The organism is Alistipes sp. An66 (genome assembly GCF_002161445.1).
GTDB lineage: Bacteria > Bacteroidota > Bacteroidia > Bacteroidales > Rikenellaceae > Alistipes > Alistipes cottocaccae.
Map to the genome: position 1 here is coordinate 202,284 of NZ_NFHT01000003.1, position 19,004 is coordinate 221,287.

The window sequence follows — 19,004 nt, forward strand, 5'->3', positions numbered from 1 at the left end:
GATTTTCGCCCTGCCCCCCCCATTTCCGGCCCGCATTGCCGCACGATCCCATTCCGGCCCGCACTTCCGACGGTCCCATTTCCGACCCACATTTCCGCCGGTCCCATTTCCGGCCCGCATTTCCGCCGGTCCCATTTTCGACCGCATTTCCGCCGGTCCCATTTCCGACCGCATCCCCTTCTCCCAAGTCCGCCCCGCACGCCCGTTTCCGGGCCGGACAATTCCAATCAAAAATATTTTCCATTGGAAATTTGTTTTATTGGAAAACACTTTTTACCTTTGCATCGTTATGAACAGACAACCGCAAGAAAAAAGATGAAAAAACTGCTCTCCATGCTTTGTGCGCTCTCGCTCTTCGCAACCGGATGCGCCCAGAACAACAACAAAACGGAAAAACAAAACGAACAAAAATCAAAAAAGATGAACACGATCGCATTGACCAAGGCCGACTTTCTGAAAAAGGTCGCCGATTACGAAACGAATCCTACGGAGTGGAAATACCTGGGCGACAAGCCCGCCCTGATCGACTTCTACGCCTCATGGTGCGGGCCCTGCAAGGCACTGGCCCCGGTTCTGGAAGAGCTGGCCGCCGAATACGGCGATCAGATCCACATCTACAAGATCAATACCGAAGAGGAGCAGGAACTGGCCGCGGCATTCGGCATCCGCTCGATCCCGACGCTGCTCTTCATCCCGATGGAGGGCAAACCGCAGATGGCACAGGGCGCCCTGCCCAAAGCCATGCTCAAAAAGGCCATCGACGAAGTAATGCTCGGCAAGTAATGGCACTCACGATCGACCCGGGCCGCTGCCCGCAGAGTCACCGCTGCCCGCTGATTGCGATCTGTCCCGTGGAGGCCATTTCGCAGGAGGGATTCTCGCTGCCGAAGATCGATCCCGAACTCTGCATCGAATGCGGCCAATGTATGGAACACTGCGGCAGACAGGCCGTATACAAAGCCGAACAGCATGGATAAACTATGCAGAATCCGCGACCTGCAACGGGCTGTGATGCGTTTCGAGGCCGATTTCGAGGCACATTACGGCATCACGCTGAATGAAGGAATGACCCTGTGCAGCCTCTCGAAGAGGGAACGGATGTGTCCGGGCGAGTTGGGCGAGACGCTCGGGCTGACACCCTCGAACATGTCGAAGGTGCTCCGCACCGTCGAATCGAAGGGACTGGTCGAGCGTGAAATGTGTTGCAAGGACCGCAGGCAGATCTACTACTCCATAACGCCGCAGGGCCACCGCCTGCTCGGATCGCTGGATTGCCGTGCGATCGAATTGCCGACCCCGCTGCGCGAATGGGTCGAGGCAGAGTAACGGCACACGGCGGAAGAGGGACGGAAGAGGTATCCGGACCGTCGCAGCGATAAAAAATGAAGCGTATCCAGGCAAGGATACGCTTCATTTTTACGGTCTGTTCCATCTCCGGACCCCGGTTTCAAAGGTCCTTTCCGTGCGCACGGATCCGGATTTCTTCCGGGTTCCGGCCCCGGCTATTCGAGAAAATGGTTTTCGTCGTTGTTCGTCACCGCAAACTCACGCAGCGATTTCAGATGCCGCCGCAGCATCTCGGCAGCACCCTCCTCGTCCTGCTCGCGCACGCAGCGCAGCAACTCCCGGTGCTCGAAGCAAACCTCCTCCGAAGGAACCGAGCAGACGCGGTAACGCTGGTAGTAACGCAGCACGTCGGGCGTGATGACCAGCAGCAGCGATGCGATCACCGGGTTGTGCGCCCCGCGGGCCAGCGCCTGGTGGTAGGCGAAGTCCTTCGAAACCCGCTCGTCGGTATAGAACTTCTCCTCGCACTCCTTCAAGGCCTCCTCGATGGCCGCCAGATCCTCGAGCGTCCGGTTCCGGGCACAGAGCTTCACGGCCTCGATTTCGAGCAGCACCCGCACGTAGACCAGCGACGCAAAGTCATACTGTTCGATCTGCAACGCATCGGTGATCATGCGTTCGAGCACCTGCATCTTCTCCTGTGCGACGACCGTACCGCTCTGCGGGAAGGTCTGCACGATGCCGTAGAATTCGAGCTTCTGGAACGCCGCACGCACATGCGCACGCCCCACGCCGAGCTTCTCGGCCAGACGCCGTTCGGCCGGAAGGCGTTCCCCGGGTTGAAGAAGTCCCGAATAGAGCTGATCCTTGATATATTTGAGAACGGTCTCTACCTGTTTGATGTTGGGCGAGTGATTCATGAAAAAAGAGTCAATTTTCGGATTGCCCTGCAAAGGTCGTAAAAAAACCAATCAAACCAAAATTATCAACTGCCCTTTTCGACGGCCGGACCCGCCCCCTCCGGGCGCCCCTCATCCATACATATTTACATTTTTAATCGAATTCGACCTTTATGAGAAAATTTTTTTTCGAATTCATACAGTATATCTAATAATTCGTCGGGAAATGTTGCTGTTTTATCAAAAATCGTTATATTTGCGTAAAATGCGGATATGGGATACGGCCCGGCTCCATCGAACACGCACGGCACCTGCCTTTCCCCATGTCTGAAAATCCGAAACAACCTGCAAGCTATGGCACAACGAGAACTTTTACTCGGAGACGAAGCCCTCGCACTGGGGGCCCTCCATGCGGGACTGTCGGGCGTCTTCGCCTACCCGGGAACGCCGTCCACCGAAATCACCGAATACATTCAGAACCACCCGCTGGCCGCCGAACGCGGCGTTCACCGTGCATGGTCGGCAAACGAAAAAACAGCCATGGAGGAGGCGCTCGGCATGTCGTTCGTCGGCAAACGCGCCATGGTCTGCATGAAGCACGTCGGACTGAACGTCGCCGCCGACGCCTTCGTCAACTCCGCCATGACCGGCGCCCACGGCGGCCTGGTTGTCGTCGTGGCCGACGATCCGTCGATGCACTCGTCGCAGAACGAGCAGGACTCGCGCTTCTACGGACAGTTCGCCCTGATCCCGGTCTTCGAACCCGCGACCCAGCAGGAGGCATACGACATGGTGCGCGCGGCATTCGACCACTCGGAGCGGTTCCGGATTCCCGTACTGATGCGTCTGACGACCCGCATGGCCCACTCGCGGGCCGCCGTCGAGGTCGGGGAGCCGCAGCCGGAGAATCCGTTGAGCTACCCCGAAAGCCCGCGTCAGTGGGTCCTCATGCCGGGCAACTCGCGCGTGCGCTACACGGCGCTGATCGACGACTACGCCCGGATGGAGGAGGCGGCCGTCGAGAGCGCGTTCAACCGCTATACGGAGGGTCCCGACAAGCGGCTCGGCATCCTTGCCTGCGGAATCGCCTACAACTATCTGATGGAGAACTATCCGGAGGGCTGTCCCTGTCCGGTGCTGAAAGTCTCGCAATACCCGCTGCCGCGACGGCTTGTCCGCCACCTGGCCGCGGAGTGTCAGGAGCTGCTGGTCATCGAGGAGGGGCAGCCGCTCGTCGAGCAGGCGCTGCGGGGCGTGCTGCCCGCGGCACAGAAGATCCGGGGACGCCTGACCGGCGAACTGCCCCGCACCGGGGAGCTGACCCCCGACAGCGTGCGGGCCGCGCTGGGACTCGCCCCGCACCGGGCGCATGCCGCCAGCCAGACCGTCGTACCGCGTCCGCCCGCCCTCTGCCAGGGGTGCGGACACCGCGACATGTACACGGCTCTGACCGAAGTGGTGCGTGAATTCCCCGCCGGCAAGGTGTTCAGCGACATCGGCTGCTATACGCTGGGATGGCTGGCGCCGTTCCACGCCATCGACACCTGCGTCGACATGGGGGCCTCGATCACGATGGCCATCGGCGCGGCACACGCCGGACAGCACCCCTCGGTGGCCGTGATCGGCGACTCGACCTTCACGCACTCCGGCATGACGGGGCTGCTGGACGCCGTCAACGAAGGGGCCGACATCACGGTGGTGATCTCCGACAACCTCACCACGGGCATGACCGGCGGGCAGGATTCGGCCGGGACGGGGCGTCTGGAACAGATCTGCGCCGGAATCGGCGTCGATCCGGCCCACATCCGCGTGGTGGTGCCGCTGCCGAAGAACCGCGAGGAGATGAAGCAGATCCTGCGCGAGGAGATCGCCTACCACGGTGTCTCGGTCATCATCCCGCGCCGCGAGTGCATCCAGACGGCCAAACGCCACGCTGCCGCCAAAAACAGATAAATCCGCAAACGCCATGAAAAAAGACATCATACTCTCGGGCGTGGGAGGACAGGGAATCCTCTCGATCGCCACCGTAATAGGCCGTGCGGCCCTTGCCGAAGGGTTGCAGATCAAGCAGGCCGAAGTCCACGGCATGAGCCAGCGCGGCGGCGACGTGCAGTCGCACCTGCGGATCTCCTCGTCGGAGATCCGTTCGGACCTCATTCCGCGGGGCGCCGCCGACCTGATCATCTCGCTCGAACCGATGGAGTCGCTGCGCTACCTGCCGTGGCTCGCGGCCGAAGGGTGGGTCGTGACCAACACCGTGCCGGTGATCAACATTCCGAACTACCCGGACGAGGCGGCGCTGCAAGCCGAATTGAAGGCGCTGCCGCAGGTCGTCACGCTCGATGCCGACGCCCTGGCCCGCGAGGCGGGATCGCCGCGTTCGGCCAACATGGCGCTGCTGGGGGCTGCCGCACCGCTGCTGGGCATCGACGCCGGGCAGCTCGAAGCCGGCATCCGCGACATCTTCGCCCGCAAGGGCGAGGCGGTCGTCGAGGCGAATCTCGCCGCCTTCCGCGCGGGATACGAAACCGCACGAAAACAGACCGCACGATGAAAGCGCCCTACGACCGTTCCTATCTGCACGCCGCATTGGAACAGATGGACATCGCGGACATCGCCCGGGCGACGATCCGCCAGTCGGGCGACATCGCCCGCATCATGGAGCGCGCGACGGGCGAGGAGTTTCTCCATTTGGAGATGGGCGTTCCGGGGCTTCCGCCCGCGCAGGTGGGCGTCGAGGCCGAATGCCGGGCGCTGGCCAACGGCGTCGCCTCGCAGTATCCCAACATGTACGGACTGCCGGAGCTGAAAGAGCAGGCCGCCCGCTTCATCCGGGCCTACCTCGACGTGGAGATCGACCCCCGGGGCTGCATTCCCACGGTGGGGTCGATGCAGGGGAGTTTCACGACCTTCCTGCTCTGTTCGCAGCTCGATCCCCGGAAGCGGAAGATCCTCTTCATCGACCCCGGCTTTCCCGTGCAGCGGAGCCAGGTGCGCATCCTCGGCATTCCGGGCGATTCGTTCGACATCTACGACTACCGGGGCGAAAAGCTGGGCCCGAAGCTCGAAAGCTACCTCGCGCAGGGCGATGTGGCGGCGATCGTCTACTCGAACCCGAACAACCCGTCGTGGGTCTGCCTCACCGAAGAGGAGCTGCGCACGATCGGCGAACTGGCCACACGCTACGACGCCATCGTCATCGAGGACCTGGCCTACCTATGCATGGACTTCCGCAAACCGCTCGGGCGCCCCTTCGAGGCTCCCTACCAGGCCACCGTGGCCCGCTATACGAAGAACTGGATCCTGCTGATCTCCGGGTCGAAGATTTTCAGCTACGCCGGACAGCGGATTGCCGTGGCGGCGATCTCCGACGCACTGTTCCGGCGCGAATATGCGGCGCTGCGCGAACGCTACGGAATCGGACATCTGGGCGACGCCTACGTGCTGACGATCCTCTATGCTGCCTCCTCGGGTACGAGCCACTCGGCGCAGCACGCCCTGGCGGCGATGTTCCGCGCGGCGGCCGACGGACGGCTCGACTTCGTGGGCGAAACCGCCGAATACGCACGCCGGGCGCGGCTGACCAAGGAGACCTTCCTCCGCCACGGATTCCGCATCGTCTACGACAAGGACCGCGACGAGCAGATCGGCGACGGATTCTTCTACACGATCGGCTACGGAGCGATGACCAGTTCCGAACTGTTGAGCGAACTGCTGCTGTGCGGCGTCTGCGCCATCTCGCTCTCCTCGACGGGAAGCCGACAGCACGGCATCCGGGTCTGCGTCTCGCAGATGAACCGTCCGGAGCAGTTCGAGCTGCTCGACCGGCGCCTCGAAGCCTTTGCCGAAAACCACCCCCTAAAATAGAGTCATGCGATACACCACGGCCGCGGAGGCGGTAAAACTCATCCGTTCGAACGACAGCATCTACATCCAGGGCAGCACGTCGATTCCCGAAGTGCTCGTTGCGGCGCTGGCCGACCGCGGCGGAGAGCTGCGGGGCGTGAAGGTCTATTCGGCCTTTGCCGTGGGGGCGCACGAGGCCCCCTACTGCCGTCCCGAATTCCGGGAGTCGTTCCTTGTGAACAGTCTTTTCGTAGCCAACAACATCCGCCGCTGGCTCGCCGACGGCTACGGGCAGTCGATCCCGGCCTTTCTGGGCGAGATCCCGGGGCTGTTCCGCGACGGTACCCTTCCGCTCGACGTGGCGCTGGTCAACGTCTCGCCTCCGGATGCCGAGGGCTACTGTTCGTTCGGCGTCTCGGCCGACCTCGCGGTCTCGGCCGTGGAGTGCGCCCGGACCGTCATTGCGCAGGTCAACCGTGCCATGCCCTTCTCCTATGGGGATGCCGTCATCCACTCGTCGCGCTTCGCAGCGGCCGTGGAGGTCGACTCTCCGCTGGTGGAGGTCCCGACGGCCGTGCCGACCGAGACCGAACTCCGCATCGGGCAGGCCATCGCCGAGCTGATCCCCGACGGTGCGACGTTGCAAATCGGCGTCGGCGGCATCCCGAACGCCGTGCTGGGGGCGCTGAAAGACCACAAACACCTCGGTCTCCATACCGAAGCGATGACCGACGGCGTACTGCCGCTGTTGGAGAGCGGCGTGATCGACAACTCGCAGAAGGTCGTCATGCCCGGCGTCTCGGTGGCCTCGCTGGCCCTCGGTTCGCGCCGGCTGTACGACTACATGGACTACCGCAAGGATCTGGTGATGAAGGACGTGGCGTGGACCAACGACCCGTTCCGCATCCGCCGGAACCCGAAGGTCATGGCCATCAACTCGGCCGTGGAGGTCGACCTCACGGGGCAGGTGTGCGCCGATTCGGTCGGCGAGCGCATCATTTCGGGTGTCGGAGGCCAGCACGACTTCATGTACGGAGGGTCGCTCTCCGAGGGGGGCAAGACCTTCATCGCCATACCGTCGATGACCCCGAAGGGCGAGTCGAAGATCAAGGCGCTGCTGACGCCCGGAGCCGGTGTCGTCACGACGCGCCACATGATCCAGCACGTCGTCACGGAGTACGGCGTGGCGCACCTCCGGGGCAGAAACCTCGCCGAACGGGCCCGGGCGCTGATCTCGATCGCCCACCCGTCGGTCCGCGAAGAGCTGGAACGCGCCGCCGCCGAACGCTACGGCTATTCGTTCCTGCGCATGAAGGGGTGATCCGAGGGGGGGGGCCGCGAGGAGGGGCCGCAAGGAGGAGTCGCAGAGAGGGGCCGCAGGGAGGAGTCGCAAGGAGGAGTCGCAAGGAGGAGTCGCAGGGAGGGGCCACAGGGAGCTTTTCGGCATCCGCAACCGCCCCAACCCGCCGCTCACATCACGAAAAGCCCGGTTTTCTGCTGTGGAAACCGGGCTTTTTGCCTATCTTTGCCGACAGAAACCCGAACCCCCGCATGGCCATGCTCCGCAAATACCTCTTCTTCGACCTCGACGGCACGCTGACCGACCCCATGGAGGGAATCACCCGCTCGGTGGAGTACGCCCTGCGCCACTTCGGCATCGAAGTGGCGGACCGCCGCGAACTCTGCCCCTTCATCGGGCCGCCGCTGGCCGACTCGTTCCGCGAACGCTACGGCATGGACGACGCCGATACGGCCGCGGCCATCGCCAAGATGCGCGAATACTTCGTCCCGAAGGGGATCTTCGAGAACGAACTCTACCCCGGGATTCCGGAGCTGCTGGCCGACACGGCGGCCGCGGGGTGCGCGAACGTCATGGCGACGTCGAAACCCGAGCCCTTCGCCCGGCGGATCGCCGAACATTTCGACATCGCCCGCCACTTCCGCCTCATCGCCGGAAGTGCGCTCGACGGCGCACGCACCACCAAGACCGAAGTGATCCGCCATGCCCTCGCACAACTGGGAATCGCCCCGGAGGAGGCGGTGATGATCGGCGACCGCCGCTACGATATCGAAGGTGCCGCCGCCACGGGACTCGACTCGGTGGCCGTGGGCTGGGGATACGCCGCACCCGGCGAACTGGAAGCCGCACGGCCCGGCCATTTCGCCGCGGATGTCGACGCGCTGCGGAAGCTGTTGCTCGGAACCGACACTTTTCGGCCGAAAAAGGCTGTAATCCGGAAAATTTGACCTACTTTTGCAGCGTTTTCAACCGCCCCAACGATGGAATGGCTCAAAGACCTGCTCCTCGAACCCTCGGCCCTGCAAGCCGTCGTGGTGATATCGCTGATCTCCGCAATCGGAATCGGTCTGGGGAAGATCCGCCTCTTCGGAATCTCCCTCGGCACGGCCTTCATCTTCTTCGCGGGAATTCTCGCCGGGCACTTCGGACTCAAACTCGACCCGGCGATGCTGACCTACGCCGAGAGTTTCGGACTCATCATCTTCGTCTACGCCCTCGGTTTGCAGGTCGGACCGGGCTTTTTCAGTTCGATGCGCTCCGACGGGTTGCGGCTCCTCTCCCCGGCCATCGGGCTCGTGCTTCTCGGCACGGCCGCAGCCGCCGGCATGAGCTGCCTGCTCGGCATCGCGATGCCCGACATGTCGGGCATCCTGTGCGGCGCAACGACCAACACCCCGGCGCTGGGAGCCGCACAGCAGGTGCTCAAACAGTTGGGGCTCGATGACAGCGGCGCGGCGTTGAGCTGTGCCGTCACCTATCCGCTGGGCGTCGTGGGGGTGATTCTGGCCATCGCCTTCCTGCGCCGCTTCTTCGTCCGCCCCGCGGACCTGCCGGGGCCCGATGCAGAACACCGCAAGAACGTCTTCATCGCCAGTTACCACATCACCAATCCGGCGCTCTTCGGCCGGAGCGTCCACGACATCGCCGTGCAGAGCCACCACCGCTTCGTCATCTCGCGCGTCTGGCGCGACGGGCGGGTCTCGATCCCCACGTCGGACAAGACCCTCCAACAGGACGACGTCATCTTGGTGATCACCACCCCCGGCGAAGCCGAAGCCCTCGGGATGATCTTCGGCGAACAGGAGCAGAAGGACTGGAACAAGGAGAACATCGACTGGAACGCCGTCGACAGCCAGCTCATCTCGCAGCGCATCCTCGTCACGCGGCCCGAAATCAACGGCAAGAAACTCGCACAACTGCGCCTGCGCAACAACTACGGCATCAACATCAGCCGCGTCTACCGTTCGGGCGTACAGCTGCTCGCCACGCCCGACCTGCGGTTGCAGCTGGGCGACCGACTGACCGTCGTGGGCGAGGCCCAGGCGATCCGCAACGTGGAGAAGATCCTCGGCAACGCCGTGAAGAGCCTCAACGAACCCAACCTCATCTCGGTCTTCATCGGGCTGATCCTCGGGCTCACGCTCGGAAGCATCCCGGTGTCGATTCCGGGCATCTCGATCCCCGTCAAACTGGGGCTTGCCGGAGGTCCAATCATCGTCGGCATCCTGATCGGCACGTTCGGACCCCGCCTGCACATGATCACCTACACGACGCAGAGCGCCAACCTCATGCTGCGCGCCCTGGGGCTCTCGATGTACCTCGCCTGTCTGGGGCTCGACGCCGGGCAGCACTTCTTCGAGACGGTCATGCGGCCCGAAGGGGTGCTGTGGCTCGCGGCCGGACTCTTCCTGACGTTCGTACCGGTGGTGCTGGTCGGGCTGTTCGCGCTCCGGGTCCAGAAGGTCGATTTCGGATCCGTCTCGGGACTGCTCTGCGGCAGCATGGCCAACCCCATGGCCCTCAACTACGCCAACGACACCATCGAAGGCGACAATCCCTCGGTCTCCTACGCCACGGTCTATCCCGTCTGCATGTTCCTGCGCGTGATCGTCATTCAGGTGTTGCTGATGCTCACGTTGTAGGCTCCGGGACCTTCGGGGCGGCGGAAGCGGGAGCAGAAGCGGCGGGGACGGCGGAGACAGCGGAAGCTGTGGAGACATCGGGGGCAGCCCCCGGAACAGAGGCAGAGGTCACGTCCGAATCCGGAGCAAACCGGTCCGGCTGCGGAGCATCCGGCTGCGGAGAGTCCGGCTGCGGAGAGTCCGGCTGTGCGGACTCCGGATCCGCCTGGATGAAATCGCCCAGAGCCGCGACATCCGAACCGGCGGGATTCTGGAAGACCCGCAGTCCGAATTCGGGAATCACCGCCAACACATGGTCGAAGACATCCGACTGGATCCCCTCGTACTCCTCCCACACCACCGTATCGGTAAAGAAGTAGAGCTGGATCGGAATTCCCGTTTCGGTCGGCTGCAACTGACGGACCATCAGCGTCATCGACCTGTTCACCGGAACCTCGCTTTCCAGATAGCGCAGCAGATAGGCGCGGAAGGCCCCCAGATTGGTCTGATGCAGACCGTTGATCTTCCGCTCGCCGGGTGCGATGCCGTGGGCCGCATTGTAGGCCCGGAGGCGCTGTTCGGTCCGGTCGATATAGTCGCGCAGGAGATCGATCCGCCGGAAGCGGTCCAGCATCTCGGGCGTGCAGAAGTGTACGCTGGTCATGTCGATCGAGACCGAACGCATCACCCGCCGCCCGCCCGACAACTGCATGGCGTGCCAGTTCGTAAAGGAGTCCGTCGTCAACAGGTAGGGAGGCAGCATGGCCAGCGTATTGTCCCAGTTGCGGATCTTGACCGTCGTGAGCGACACCTCCTCGACGGTTCCGTCGGCGCCGTACTTCGGGACCGAGATCCAGTCTCCGACCTGCAACATGTTGTTGGCCGAGAGCTGAATCCCCGACACGAAACCCATGATGCTGTCGCGGAAAACCAGCATCAGCACGGCCGCCGAGGCGCCGAGCCCCGTGAGGAGCTTGACCGGCGACTTGTCGATCAGGATGGCGACGATCAGGATGACGGCGATCAGCGAAGCGATCCCCTGGGCCGTCTGCCGCAGCCCCTTGATGGGCTTGTTCTGCCAGGAAGGGCGCAGCGAGACGATGTGGAAGGCGGCGCACAGCAGGGCATTGACCAGCCGCAGGAAGGTGACGACGATACAGACCTGCGTGAAGCGCAGCACGACGGTCTGTGCCGCGGATCCGTCGTCGAAGAGAATCGGCAGGACGATCGTCAGCAGGATGGCGATCAGGACGTGGCACGTGCGGTTGAGCACCGGCACGCTGAACAGTTTGTCGTCCCACTTCATGCGGGTATGCTCCACGAGCCGGCGGATGCCGCGCACGACGACCAGTTGCAGGAAGAGGTCGAGCAGCACGGCGGCCAGCAGCACGAGCAGGAAGGCCACCCAACGGTCCAGCGTGTCGTCGGATGACGTCGTAACGCCCAGCCATTCGAGCAGGGCATGAGTCCAACGTTTCAGCAGTGTTTGCATACCCCGGGACCCGCAATTTCCGGGCCGGGGTGCGTTCTATTTCAGAATCAGGGATACCTCCCCCTCGAAATTGGGAGTAAAAAGGCCTTTACCGCGGTTTTCGAGGATTTCCGCCGCGGTCCAAAAACGGCCGCCGTCGAGCTCGTCGCTCGGGCGCACCTCCCCGTCGTAGACCGTGCGGAAAACGTGGACCAGTTCGTATTCGCGCTCCGAACGGAAAGGATAGACCGCCACGGCTTCGGGGACGAAGCCGACGATACCCAACTCCTCGCGCACCTCGCGCCGCAGGGCCTCTTCGACCGACTCGCCGTAGTCGACGTGTCCGCCCACAGCCGTATCCCAGCGTCCGGGCTGGATATCCTTCCACAAGGGACGCCGTTGCAGGTAGAGCTCCCCGCGGGAATTGAAGACGTGGAGGTGCACCACCGGATGCAGCAGCATCGAGCCGTTGTGGCATTCGCCGCGCGTGGCGCTCCCCACGACCCGACCCGCAAGGTCCACCACCGGGAAGAGTTCCCGGCTATTGTCGCTTTTCGGCATGGCAAGGGTATTTAGGAATATGGATCATTCGGAAAAGGCATCCGGTCGTCAGGTCCATCAGCGCCCCGGAGACTCACAACTCCGGGCCCGACTCGCGCGGCTGCCCCACTTCGAAGCCCAGCGCATGCATCCACTCCACCGTGGCCGGATCGACCAGATCGTTGCGGTCCGTCCAGCGGCGCTCCTCGATGTAGCGTTTCTTGCGCTCTTCAAGGGCCTGCCGCAGCGGGAATTTCGGATGCGCAAGCTGCGACTTCTCGCTTCGCAGCGACGGCCGGATCGTACGGTCGAAGACATCGCGCTGCGCCGGACGCCGCGCCCCCTCCCACTTGAAGCCTTTCAGATAGAGCTCCTGATCCGCCGGGACCTTGTCGATCGGATAGATGTTCCATGTGGGGTCCTGCCGATAGATGATCGTCACGATCTGCTTCTCTTCGATGAAGAACGACGCATCGCCGCTCTCGATGACGCCCACACCCGTGATCTGGGGCGGTTCGCCATCCTGCATGTAGTAGATCGTCTGGGCGTTTCCGTTCACGTCGTCGCGGTAGATCTGGTTGTCGCGGAACCACGCCGTCATCTGCTTGCCGGCCACCTGGTTATAGTGCGTCGTGTCGAGTTGCGAGACCATCAGCGGGCTTCCCACGAACTCCGCATGCGTGATCTGCTGGTTGGCCGTATAGATGTCCATCACCTCGGAGGTGATCTGATTGGCCTCGTTCCACAACACGGGTTCGATATAGAGGTGAATCGTCGAATCGGTGCTGATCGACGTCATCGAATCACAGACAGCCTGAAAATCAGACCGATAAATCCGCACGTTGCGAAAACCCTTCATCAGCCGGTAGATCGAGTCCGCCGGCATGGCCACCGAATCGGTCGTGTCGGCCGGGATCACCATCGCCGCGGAGTCCGCGGCCGCCAGCGAGTCGGCCATCAGCAGCATCAGCGAATCCTGCTCCTCGACGCTGCGTCGGATCAACGAGTCGAGTTCGCGCAATGCCGCCAGCTCCGCCGGATCGATCGGCCGCTTCTTCCCCTTGCGGGCCGCCCGGAGCTGCCGCGCCCGGAGTTTCGATTCGAGTTTCAGTTTGCGGGCCGCCAGCCGACGCTCCTCGCGCTCCTTCTGGGCCAACAGCTTCGCCGTGGCCTTCTCCTGACGCTTGGCCGCGATCTCGGCCAGCAGCGTCTTCTTGGCTTCGGCCTTTGCCGCCTTCTCCTCGGCTCTCCGCTTCCGGGCCTGCTCTTTGAGATAGGCCTTCCGCGCATCGCCGACCAGCGTATCGAGCGGATTCACACGCTCCGCAGCCACCGAATCGGCCACCGCCGCTCCCCGCAGCGAATCGGGCAGTTCGGGACGCGCCAGCGAATCGCCCGGCTCGACTGCTCCGGGCAACAGCGGCTGCTCCCCGCCGAGGCTGTCGGCACCGATTCCCGGCTCCTGCGCCAGCGAATCGGCCGTCTGGACCGGCAACTCGCCGCCCCGCTCCGCGGCCCGAAGCAGCGAATCGGCACGCATCCGCGCCAGCGAATCGGCTCGTGCGGCTTCGGCCGCCCGACGCTCCGCCTCGGTGTTGATCGTGAGGAGCAGCATCGTATCGGCCCGCAGGAAGAGCGAATCGCCCTGTGAGCGGTCGTAGCTCACCACCGCCGGACGGCGTGTGAGAAAGGCATTTCCCGGCTCTTTCCAATATTCGCCGTAATCGCCGAACCCGATGGCCTTGCGCTCCGTATCGTCGAGTTGCAGGTCATGGCGCATGATCACGTGGTTCCGCATGCGGTAGTAATCGAGGCTGTCGCTCCAAATCTCCTGTTTCTCGGTCAGGATGTAGCCGTTGCGGGTGATGATGTAGAGCGTGTCGAGTTTCTCATAGGAGCCCCGGTCGGCATACAGGTAGTCGCCGTCGCGGTTCCAGATGTTCGTCCGGTCGAAAAAGTAGGCGTTGTCCGTGGCCATGTTGTAGACCACCGAGTCGCCTTTGAGTTCGTACTCCTCGTTGCGCATCTCGACCTGATCGACGGCCACCAGCTCCTTCGTGTCGGCGTAGTAGTATCCGCGCACGGCTTCGAGCAGGCTCTCCCGGTTGGTCAGCACGCCGCCGTCGGCGAATTCGCCCACGTTGGACTTCGTATTGAAGAGGAACTTGTAGGTGTAGAGCGTGGCGTCGCCGTCGACGACCTTCACGATATGCGAATAGACCCGCGCCTCGTTCAGATTGCCGTCGTATTCGGCACGGTCCCCATAGATGTAGGTCGTATTCTTGTTGATCAGCACGTTGCCGAAGAACTCGATCCGCATGTCCGAATAGCGGACGGCCGAGTCGCACGTGATGACCGCCCCGTTGTGCTGTGCGGCGAAGTTCCCCACCAGAAAAACCGCCGAATCGCCCGGGGCCACCGGACCCATCAGGTCGGATTTCAGATCGATGAGTTTCTTCTCCCCCTCGGGTTGTTCGGGGGCCTGCATGCCGCTGCGCGCCGTCACGACGACAACCGCCGACAGCGCCACAATGGCTATGGAGAGGAGTCTGCGCACGATCTATTTCACCCAATGTTTGTTTTCGAACTCCCCGTCGCGGAACTCCGGACTGATGTAGACGTACATGGCATCGATCTTCTTCGAGAGCCACTCGCGGAAGACCCGCTCCTGCTTCTCCTGCAAGGCCATCTCTTCCAGGCGCAGGTAGTCCTCGTTGAGCGAGGCCGTGTGCGTGGGGATCACCGCGACGAGTTTGACGATCTTGCCCATCTGGTTGCCCAGCATGTCCTCCGTGAGGTAGGCATCCGAAACTTCGCCGGGTTTCAGACGACGCAGCGCGTTGTAGTCGTCCAGGCTCTTGAAACGGCCGAAATCCTCTTTGAGGAACTTCGTGACGGTGAGTTTCGCGTCGAAGGCGTTGAAGCGTTCCAGAATGTCGTGGTTCGAGACGATGCCGCCGTTCATCTTCGAGGCCGCGTCGTCCGAATATTTGAGGGCCGCCGCCTCGAAGGTGATCGAATCCTTGTGGATCAGGTCGGCGATGCTGTCCAGCAGATTCAGCGACTCGCCCAGTTCCTCGGAGGTATAGACCGGACGCAGCAGGATATGGCGGAAGTGGTAGAGCTGCCCCCGTTTGTCGAGCATCTGGATGATGTGGAACCCGAACTGCGACTCCACGACCTCGGAGATCTGTCCCGGTTTGAGGGGTTCGAGCGCCGCGGCGAACGACGGGTCGAGACTCGCCAGCGGCGAGGGATCCATCTCACCGCCGCGCATCGCCGTACCGTCCTGCGAATACATCCGCGCGAGGTTCTCGAACTTCGCGCCGCCCGTGATGACACGCTCACGCATGTCCAGCAGGCGTTCGCGGGTGCGCTGCTTGGCGGCGGTCATCGACTTGGGGAACTTGGTGATCTGCGCATAGACGTACTGGTCGGCGATGGTCGGCAGGCTGTCCTTCGAGATCGACTTGTAGAAGCGCTCGACCTCGCCCGGAATCACCGAGACCTTGTTCATCACCTCGCTCTGCATCGACTGTGCATAGGCCTGCTCCTCGTAGCGCTGGCGCATGATCTCGCGGATGTTGAAGATCGGCATGTGGTGTTTGGCTTCGAGGGCCGGAATCGAGCCCTCCATGTCGATCATCTGCTGCACCTGATCCTCGACGCGCGACATGATGTCGGCGTCGTTGACCTGCACGGAGTCGATCTGTCCCTGGTTGTAGAGGAGTTTCTGGGTCATCAACGCTTCCAGCGCCTCGTTCATCGGGTCACGGTCCGAGGTGTAACCCTCCTGCCGGCGCTGTTCGGTCAGTTGACGGGCGTAATCCGCCACCTCGGAATAGAGGATCGAAGATCCGCCCACCACGGCGACCACCTTGTCGAGCATCACCTGCCGTTTCTGCGCCAGGGCTCCCGCGAACAACAGCGCAAGAAGCACACCCAGTATACCTTTTTTCAACATTTCGCTATCGTTTATCGTTTTGTTTCGTTGATTCGTTTTCCGACTCCGCCGCATCCGTTCCCGCGGTCTTGTGCCGCTCTTCGAAGACCTTCACCGCACCGTTCTCCCGCGCCCGGGCGCACAGCTCCTCCTCGTGCCGGCGGATGATCTCGCTCTTGCGGCGGTTGAAGAGGATCCGGCGGATGTTGTCCCGGAGACGTTCGAGCGGGATCGCCTCCCCCTCGCGCATCACGGCATCGATCTGGAAGTAGTAGCGCGAATGGCTGTCGCGCATCTCCTGTACGGCCGACGAGGCCAGCACCGGATCGTAGTTCTGCGACCGCAGCGTCGGGAGGTAGCTCAAAAACTCCGGGAAGTCGATCCACTGGTCGCGGAAATCATTGACCGTGAAGTTGTTCTTCTCGCAGATATCGCTGAAATCCTGCTGCTGGGCCCCGGTTTTCGCCGCCATCAGCGTTTTGAGCTTCACGGCCTGGCGGTATCCGGCATCGAACTGCACGATCCGCCCCTTGACGATCGTCCGGTCGAGCCGGAAATCGGCCTTGTGTGCCTTGTAGTAGGCGGCGATCTCGTCGTCGGTGAAGACCGTGTCGATCGAACGGTCGACGTAATGCTGGTCCAGCTGGCGGATCAGCAGCGCCTGCCGGTACTCCTCGACCATGCGGTCGATGTCGCCGGCCGACGACGAAAAGAGCGTCTCGGCCTCTTCGAGTTTGAGCTGCTTGACGATCCAGCGGTCGACGTATACCTTCATGAAGGCGGCGCTGTCGTCGCCCGACAGCCCCTGCGGGACCACCGAACGAACGTCACGCATGCGCAGCTCCTTGCCGCCGGCGCGGGCGATGGTCGTGTCGCTGGTGAAATAGCGGGGCAGCTCCCGGCAACCCGCCAGCAGCAACGCACTCGCCGCGATCGTTATTTTCGCCCGCAAACTCATCTTTCGGATGGCAAAGATAGGTTTTTTACTTGTAAGTAACGCACATTGCGGCCGGAATATTACGCTGCGGAGCGATTTTTCTCCGCCTCCTTCATGCGATGCAGGGCGTGCCAGATCATCCATCCCGAGACGAGGCAGAGGACCACCGCCACGACATAGATGATTCCGTAAAGGACGGGGCTATGGATCAGGTCGATGAGCAGCGTGCTCCGGGTTTCGCCGCCGGGTGTGACGAAGAGGATCATGAGCAGGTAGGCGGCGGCGTTGTTCAGCGCATGGAGGATGATCGCCGACCAGAGCGATTCGGTGGCCAGACAGACGTATCCGAGGATCAGTCCGATGACCGTGGCGCTGACGACCTGCACGGGCTGCACGTGGAGCACGCCGAAGAAGAGCGAGGAGCCGAGCCAGGCCACCGTAACACCGTAGCGGGCGCGCAGGGATCCGAGGATCACGCCCCGGCAGAGGAACTCCTCGAAGAGAGGCGCCAGCACGACCAGCGAGAGGATGGCCCACAAGCCGCGCCCGAAATCGATTTTCAGGTCGGGCAGCAGCCGCAGCAGCGGTTCGAGGACGATGCCGACGGCGAAGATCAGCACGAAGGCCCACAGCAGCAGCGTGGGGTTGAGCCCGCGGAGCGAGAAATGCGCCCAGGACCCGCGGCCGCCGCGGAGATGGCGGTAATAGAGCACCCCGGCCAGCGTGACGGACATCGACACGAGGTAGAGGACGGCGGTCATCCGGGCCAGGACGTTCGGGGCGGCCGTCTTGAAGTCGAGTCCGTATGCGGCGGCCAGCAGCTGCCCGACCACCCCGACGACGACCTGCACCGCAAGGGCGATGCCCAGCATGGCCAGCAGGTCCCCGATCGTGGGAAAGCGGCTTGCCGTGGGACGGATTTCCGGGGCGGAGACTCCGGCTGCGGATTCCGGCGCATGCTCCGCCGGTTTCTGTTCAATCTTTTCCTTCATGATGCGTATGGATCTGAAAATCTTCCCGATTTGCCGTCGGGAGCGGCTTCCGGGTCCGAACGCCGTCCCGGAAGCCCGGGCCTTCGGGACGTCGCTCCGGGAATCCCGGAGGATTCCGCACGGCGGCGACCGCCGAAAGCCTCTGCCTGCGGCGCCGTTCCGGCGCGGAACCGCTCCAAAGATACGAAAAATTCGGTTAAGCGCCCCGGACGTCGGGAAATTCTTGCCGCAATCGCCGCCGAAGCCCCTCCCATCCGCTTCCCTGCGGGCTTTTCGGGAAATCACCCCGCCGGATTTGCACGGGCCATATTATTTGCGTAAATTTGCCTGCTTATAAACCGAATCTGAAACATGGGAAAGGTAATCGCACTGGCCAACCAGAAGGGCGGCGTCGGAAAGACCACGACGGCCATCAATCTGGCGGCATCGCTGGCCTTGCTGGGCAAAAAGGTGTTGCTGCTCGACGCCGATCCGCAGGCCAACGCCACCTCGGGACTGGGCTTCGACATCAACCTCGAAGGCATCTACGAATGCCTCGCCGGCCAGAAACAGGCCGAAGAGGTCATCCTGCGGAGCCCCGACGTGAAGAATCTCTGGCTGCTGCCCTCGTCGATCGACCTGGTGGCCGCCGACACCGAACTGCCGAAGATGGAGAACGCCCACTTCGTCATGAAACGCATCGTCGACTCCGTGCGCGAACGCTTCGACTACATCTTCATCGACTGCTCCCCGTCGCTCGGATACACGACCGTCAACATCCTCACCGCGGCCGACTCGGTGCTGATCCCCGTGCAGTGCGAATACCTCGCGCTCGAAGGGCTCTCCAAACTGCTCAACACGATCCGCAAGGTCAAGTCGGGGCTCAACCCGTCGCTCGACATCGAAGGCTTCCTGCTGACGATGTACATGCGCAACCGCCTGAACAATCAGGTCGTCACCGAGGTCCGCGAACACTTCGGGGAACTGGCCTACGACACAATAATCCAGCGCAACATCCGTTTGGGAGAAGCCCCCTCGCACGGAAAGCCCGTCATGCTCTACGACGCCGGGGCCGTGGGCTCGGAGAACTACCTGAACCTGGCCCGGGAGTTTCTGAAACGCAACCGCCGGAAACGCAACTGAAAACTCCGGAGAAGGGTCCCGATGCAAGGGGCTCCATCCGGCACCC

Annotated in this window: 17 protein-coding genes; 10 read left to right on the forward strand and 7 right to left on the reverse strand. The window is 62.7% G+C overall.

All coding sequences use genetic code 11. The features are described from left to right. Positions 1 to 315 precede the first annotated feature (315 nt). The 3 genes from trxA to B5G16_RS03850 are packed head-to-tail and all read left to right on the forward strand — an operon-like array spanning position 316 to position 1,326. Entirely contained in the window at positions 316 to 783 is a 468-nt protein-coding gene (gene trxA / locus B5G16_RS03840; protein WP_087261312.1) for a thioredoxin, read from the forward strand. After that, positions 783 to 977 (forward strand): 4Fe-4S binding protein, encoded by a 195-nt coding sequence (locus B5G16_RS03845; RefSeq protein WP_087261314.1) that lies wholly within the window; start codon positions 783 to 785, stop codon positions 975 to 977. The genes trxA and B5G16_RS03845 overlap by 1 nt, the downstream gene beginning before the upstream one ends. Continuing rightward, positions 970 to 1,326 (forward strand): MarR family winged helix-turn-helix transcriptional regulator, encoded by a 357-nt coding sequence (locus tag B5G16_RS03850; RefSeq protein WP_087261319.1) that lies wholly within the window; start codon positions 970 to 972, stop codon positions 1,324 to 1,326. Before B5G16_RS03845 ends, B5G16_RS03850 begins: the two co-directional genes overlap by 8 nt. Positions 1,327 to 1,502: 176 nt before the next feature. Here the strand turns inward: B5G16_RS03850 and B5G16_RS03855 are convergent, their stop codons facing one another. Beyond that, complete coding sequence (locus B5G16_RS03855) at positions 1,503 to 2,207, reverse strand: FadR/GntR family transcriptional regulator (protein WP_087261322.1); 705 nt, start codon at positions 2,205 to 2,207, stop codon at positions 1,503 to 1,505. A gap of 333 nt (positions 2,208 to 2,540) precedes the next feature. Here B5G16_RS03855 and B5G16_RS03860 point away from each other — a divergent pair, with 333 nt between their 5' ends. The 6 genes from B5G16_RS03860 to B5G16_RS03885 all read left to right on the forward strand — a co-directional run bounded on the left by B5G16_RS03860 (position 2,541) and on the right by B5G16_RS03885 (position 9,974). Beyond that, a complete protein-coding gene (locus tag B5G16_RS03860; protein WP_087261326.1) occupies positions 2,541 to 4,139 on the forward strand; it encodes a thiamine pyrophosphate-dependent enzyme in 1,599 nt (532 codons plus the stop codon). Between the two features lie 13 nt (positions 4,140 to 4,152). Further along, positions 4,153 to 4,740: an indolepyruvate oxidoreductase subunit beta gene (locus B5G16_RS03865; protein WP_087261328.1), complete on the forward strand. Its 588-nt coding sequence runs from the start codon at positions 4,153 to 4,155 to the stop codon at positions 4,738 to 4,740. Further along, entirely contained in the window at positions 4,737 to 6,053 is a 1,317-nt protein-coding gene (locus tag B5G16_RS03870; protein ID WP_087261331.1) for an aminotransferase class I/II-fold pyridoxal phosphate-dependent enzyme, read from the forward strand. The genes B5G16_RS03865 and B5G16_RS03870 overlap by 4 nt, the downstream gene beginning before the upstream one ends. A gap of 4 nt (positions 6,054 to 6,057) precedes the next feature. Beyond that, a complete protein-coding gene (locus tag B5G16_RS03875) occupies positions 6,058 to 7,353 on the forward strand; it encodes an acetyl-CoA hydrolase/transferase family protein (protein WP_087261333.1) in 1,296 nt (431 codons plus the stop codon). Positions 7,354 to 7,589: 236 nt separating this feature from the next. Continuing rightward, a complete protein-coding gene (locus tag B5G16_RS03880; protein ID WP_087261440.1) occupies positions 7,590 to 8,279 on the forward strand; it encodes an HAD hydrolase-like protein in 690 nt (229 codons plus the stop codon). Between the two features lie 33 nt (positions 8,280 to 8,312). Continuing rightward, on the forward strand, positions 8,313 to 9,974 hold the full coding sequence (locus tag B5G16_RS03885; RefSeq protein WP_087261336.1) for a putative transporter: 1,662 nt from the start codon (positions 8,313 to 8,315) through the stop codon (positions 9,972 to 9,974). Here the strand turns inward: B5G16_RS03885 and B5G16_RS03890 are convergent. The 6 genes from B5G16_RS03890 to B5G16_RS03915 all read right to left on the reverse strand — a co-directional run bounded on the left by B5G16_RS03890 (position 9,964) and on the right by B5G16_RS03915 (position 17,836). After that, positions 9,964 to 11,445 carry a mechanosensitive ion channel family protein gene (locus B5G16_RS03890; RefSeq protein ID WP_087261339.1) on the reverse strand — a complete coding sequence of 494 codons (1,482 nt, stop codon included), beginning with the start codon at positions 11,443 to 11,445 and terminating at the stop codon, positions 9,964 to 9,966. The two genes, B5G16_RS03885 and B5G16_RS03890, sit on opposite strands and share 11 nt — an antisense overlap. 36 nt (positions 11,446 to 11,481) lie before the next feature. Continuing rightward, on the reverse strand, positions 11,482 to 11,985 hold the full coding sequence (locus B5G16_RS03895; RefSeq protein WP_087261341.1) for an NUDIX hydrolase: 504 nt from the start codon (positions 11,983 to 11,985) through the stop codon (positions 11,482 to 11,484). A gap of 73 nt (positions 11,986 to 12,058) precedes the next feature. Continuing rightward, positions 12,059 to 14,521: an OstA-like protein gene (locus B5G16_RS03900; protein ID WP_087261344.1), complete on the reverse strand. Its 2,463-nt coding sequence runs from the start codon at positions 14,519 to 14,521 to the stop codon at positions 12,059 to 12,061. A gap of 3 nt (positions 14,522 to 14,524) precedes the next feature. Next, positions 14,525 to 15,928 (reverse strand): peptidylprolyl isomerase, encoded by a 1,404-nt coding sequence (locus B5G16_RS03905; protein WP_087261347.1) that lies wholly within the window; start codon positions 15,926 to 15,928, stop codon positions 14,525 to 14,527. 4 nt (positions 15,929 to 15,932) lie between these two features. After that, a complete protein-coding gene (locus tag B5G16_RS03910) occupies positions 15,933 to 16,865 on the reverse strand; it encodes a hypothetical protein (protein ID WP_239405948.1) in 933 nt (310 codons plus the stop codon). Positions 16,866 to 16,924: 59 nt separating this feature from the next. Further along, positions 16,925 to 17,836 (reverse strand): CPBP family intramembrane glutamic endopeptidase, encoded by a 912-nt coding sequence (locus B5G16_RS03915; RefSeq protein WP_087261350.1) that lies wholly within the window; start codon positions 17,834 to 17,836, stop codon positions 16,925 to 16,927. A gap of 351 nt (positions 17,837 to 18,187) precedes the next feature. Here B5G16_RS03915 and B5G16_RS03920 point away from each other — a divergent pair, with 351 nt between their 5' ends. After that, positions 18,188 to 18,958, forward strand: a complete 771-nt coding sequence (locus tag B5G16_RS03920) for a ParA family protein (RefSeq protein WP_087261352.1) — start codon at positions 18,188 to 18,190, stop codon at positions 18,956 to 18,958. Positions 18,959 to 19,004 lie beyond the last annotated feature (46 nt).

Excerpts from the sequence above, each read along its gene's own strand:
- trxA (WP_087261312.1), top strand. The coding sequence starts at position 316 with ATGAAAAAACTGCTCTCCATGCTTTGTGCGCTCTCGCTCTTCGCAACC.
- B5G16_RS03845 (WP_087261314.1), top strand. The coding sequence starts at position 783 with ATGGCACTCACGATCGACCCGGGCCGCTGCCCGCAGAGTCACCGCTGC.
- B5G16_RS03850 (WP_087261319.1), top strand. The coding sequence starts at position 970 with ATGGATAAACTATGCAGAATCCGCGACCTGCAACGGGCTGTGATGCGT.
- B5G16_RS03855 (WP_087261322.1), bottom strand. The coding sequence starts at position 2,207 with ATGAATCACTCGCCCAACATCAAACAGGTAGAGACCGTTCTCAAATAT.
- B5G16_RS03860 (WP_087261326.1), top strand. The coding sequence starts at position 2,541 with ATGGCACAACGAGAACTTTTACTCGGAGACGAAGCCCTCGCACTGGGG.
- B5G16_RS03865 (WP_087261328.1), top strand. The coding sequence starts at position 4,153 with ATGAAAAAAGACATCATACTCTCGGGCGTGGGAGGACAGGGAATCCTC.
- B5G16_RS03870 (WP_087261331.1), top strand. The coding sequence starts at position 4,737 with ATGAAAGCGCCCTACGACCGTTCCTATCTGCACGCCGCATTGGAACAG.
- B5G16_RS03875 (WP_087261333.1), top strand. The coding sequence starts at position 6,058 with ATGCGATACACCACGGCCGCGGAGGCGGTAAAACTCATCCGTTCGAAC.
- B5G16_RS03880 (WP_087261440.1), top strand. The coding sequence starts at position 7,590 with ATGCTCCGCAAATACCTCTTCTTCGACCTCGACGGCACGCTGACCGAC.
- B5G16_RS03885 (WP_087261336.1), top strand. The coding sequence starts at position 8,313 with ATGGAATGGCTCAAAGACCTGCTCCTCGAACCCTCGGCCCTGCAAGCC.
- B5G16_RS03890 (WP_087261339.1), bottom strand. The coding sequence starts at position 11,445 with ATGCAAACACTGCTGAAACGTTGGACTCATGCCCTGCTCGAATGGCTG.
- B5G16_RS03895 (WP_087261341.1), bottom strand. The coding sequence starts at position 11,985 with ATGCCGAAAAGCGACAATAGCCGGGAACTCTTCCCGGTGGTGGACCTT.
- B5G16_RS03905 (WP_087261347.1), bottom strand. The coding sequence starts at position 15,928 with ATGTTGAAAAAAGGTATACTGGGTGTGCTTCTTGCGCTGTTGTTCGCG.
- B5G16_RS03910 (WP_239405948.1), bottom strand. The coding sequence starts at position 16,865 with ATGAGTTTGCGGGCGAAAATAACGATCGCGGCGAGTGCGTTGCTGCTG.
- B5G16_RS03915 (WP_087261350.1), bottom strand. The coding sequence starts at position 17,836 with ATGAAGGAAAAGATTGAACAGAAACCGGCGGAGCATGCGCCGGAATCC.
- B5G16_RS03920 (WP_087261352.1), top strand. The coding sequence starts at position 18,188 with ATGGGAAAGGTAATCGCACTGGCCAACCAGAAGGGCGGCGTCGGAAAG.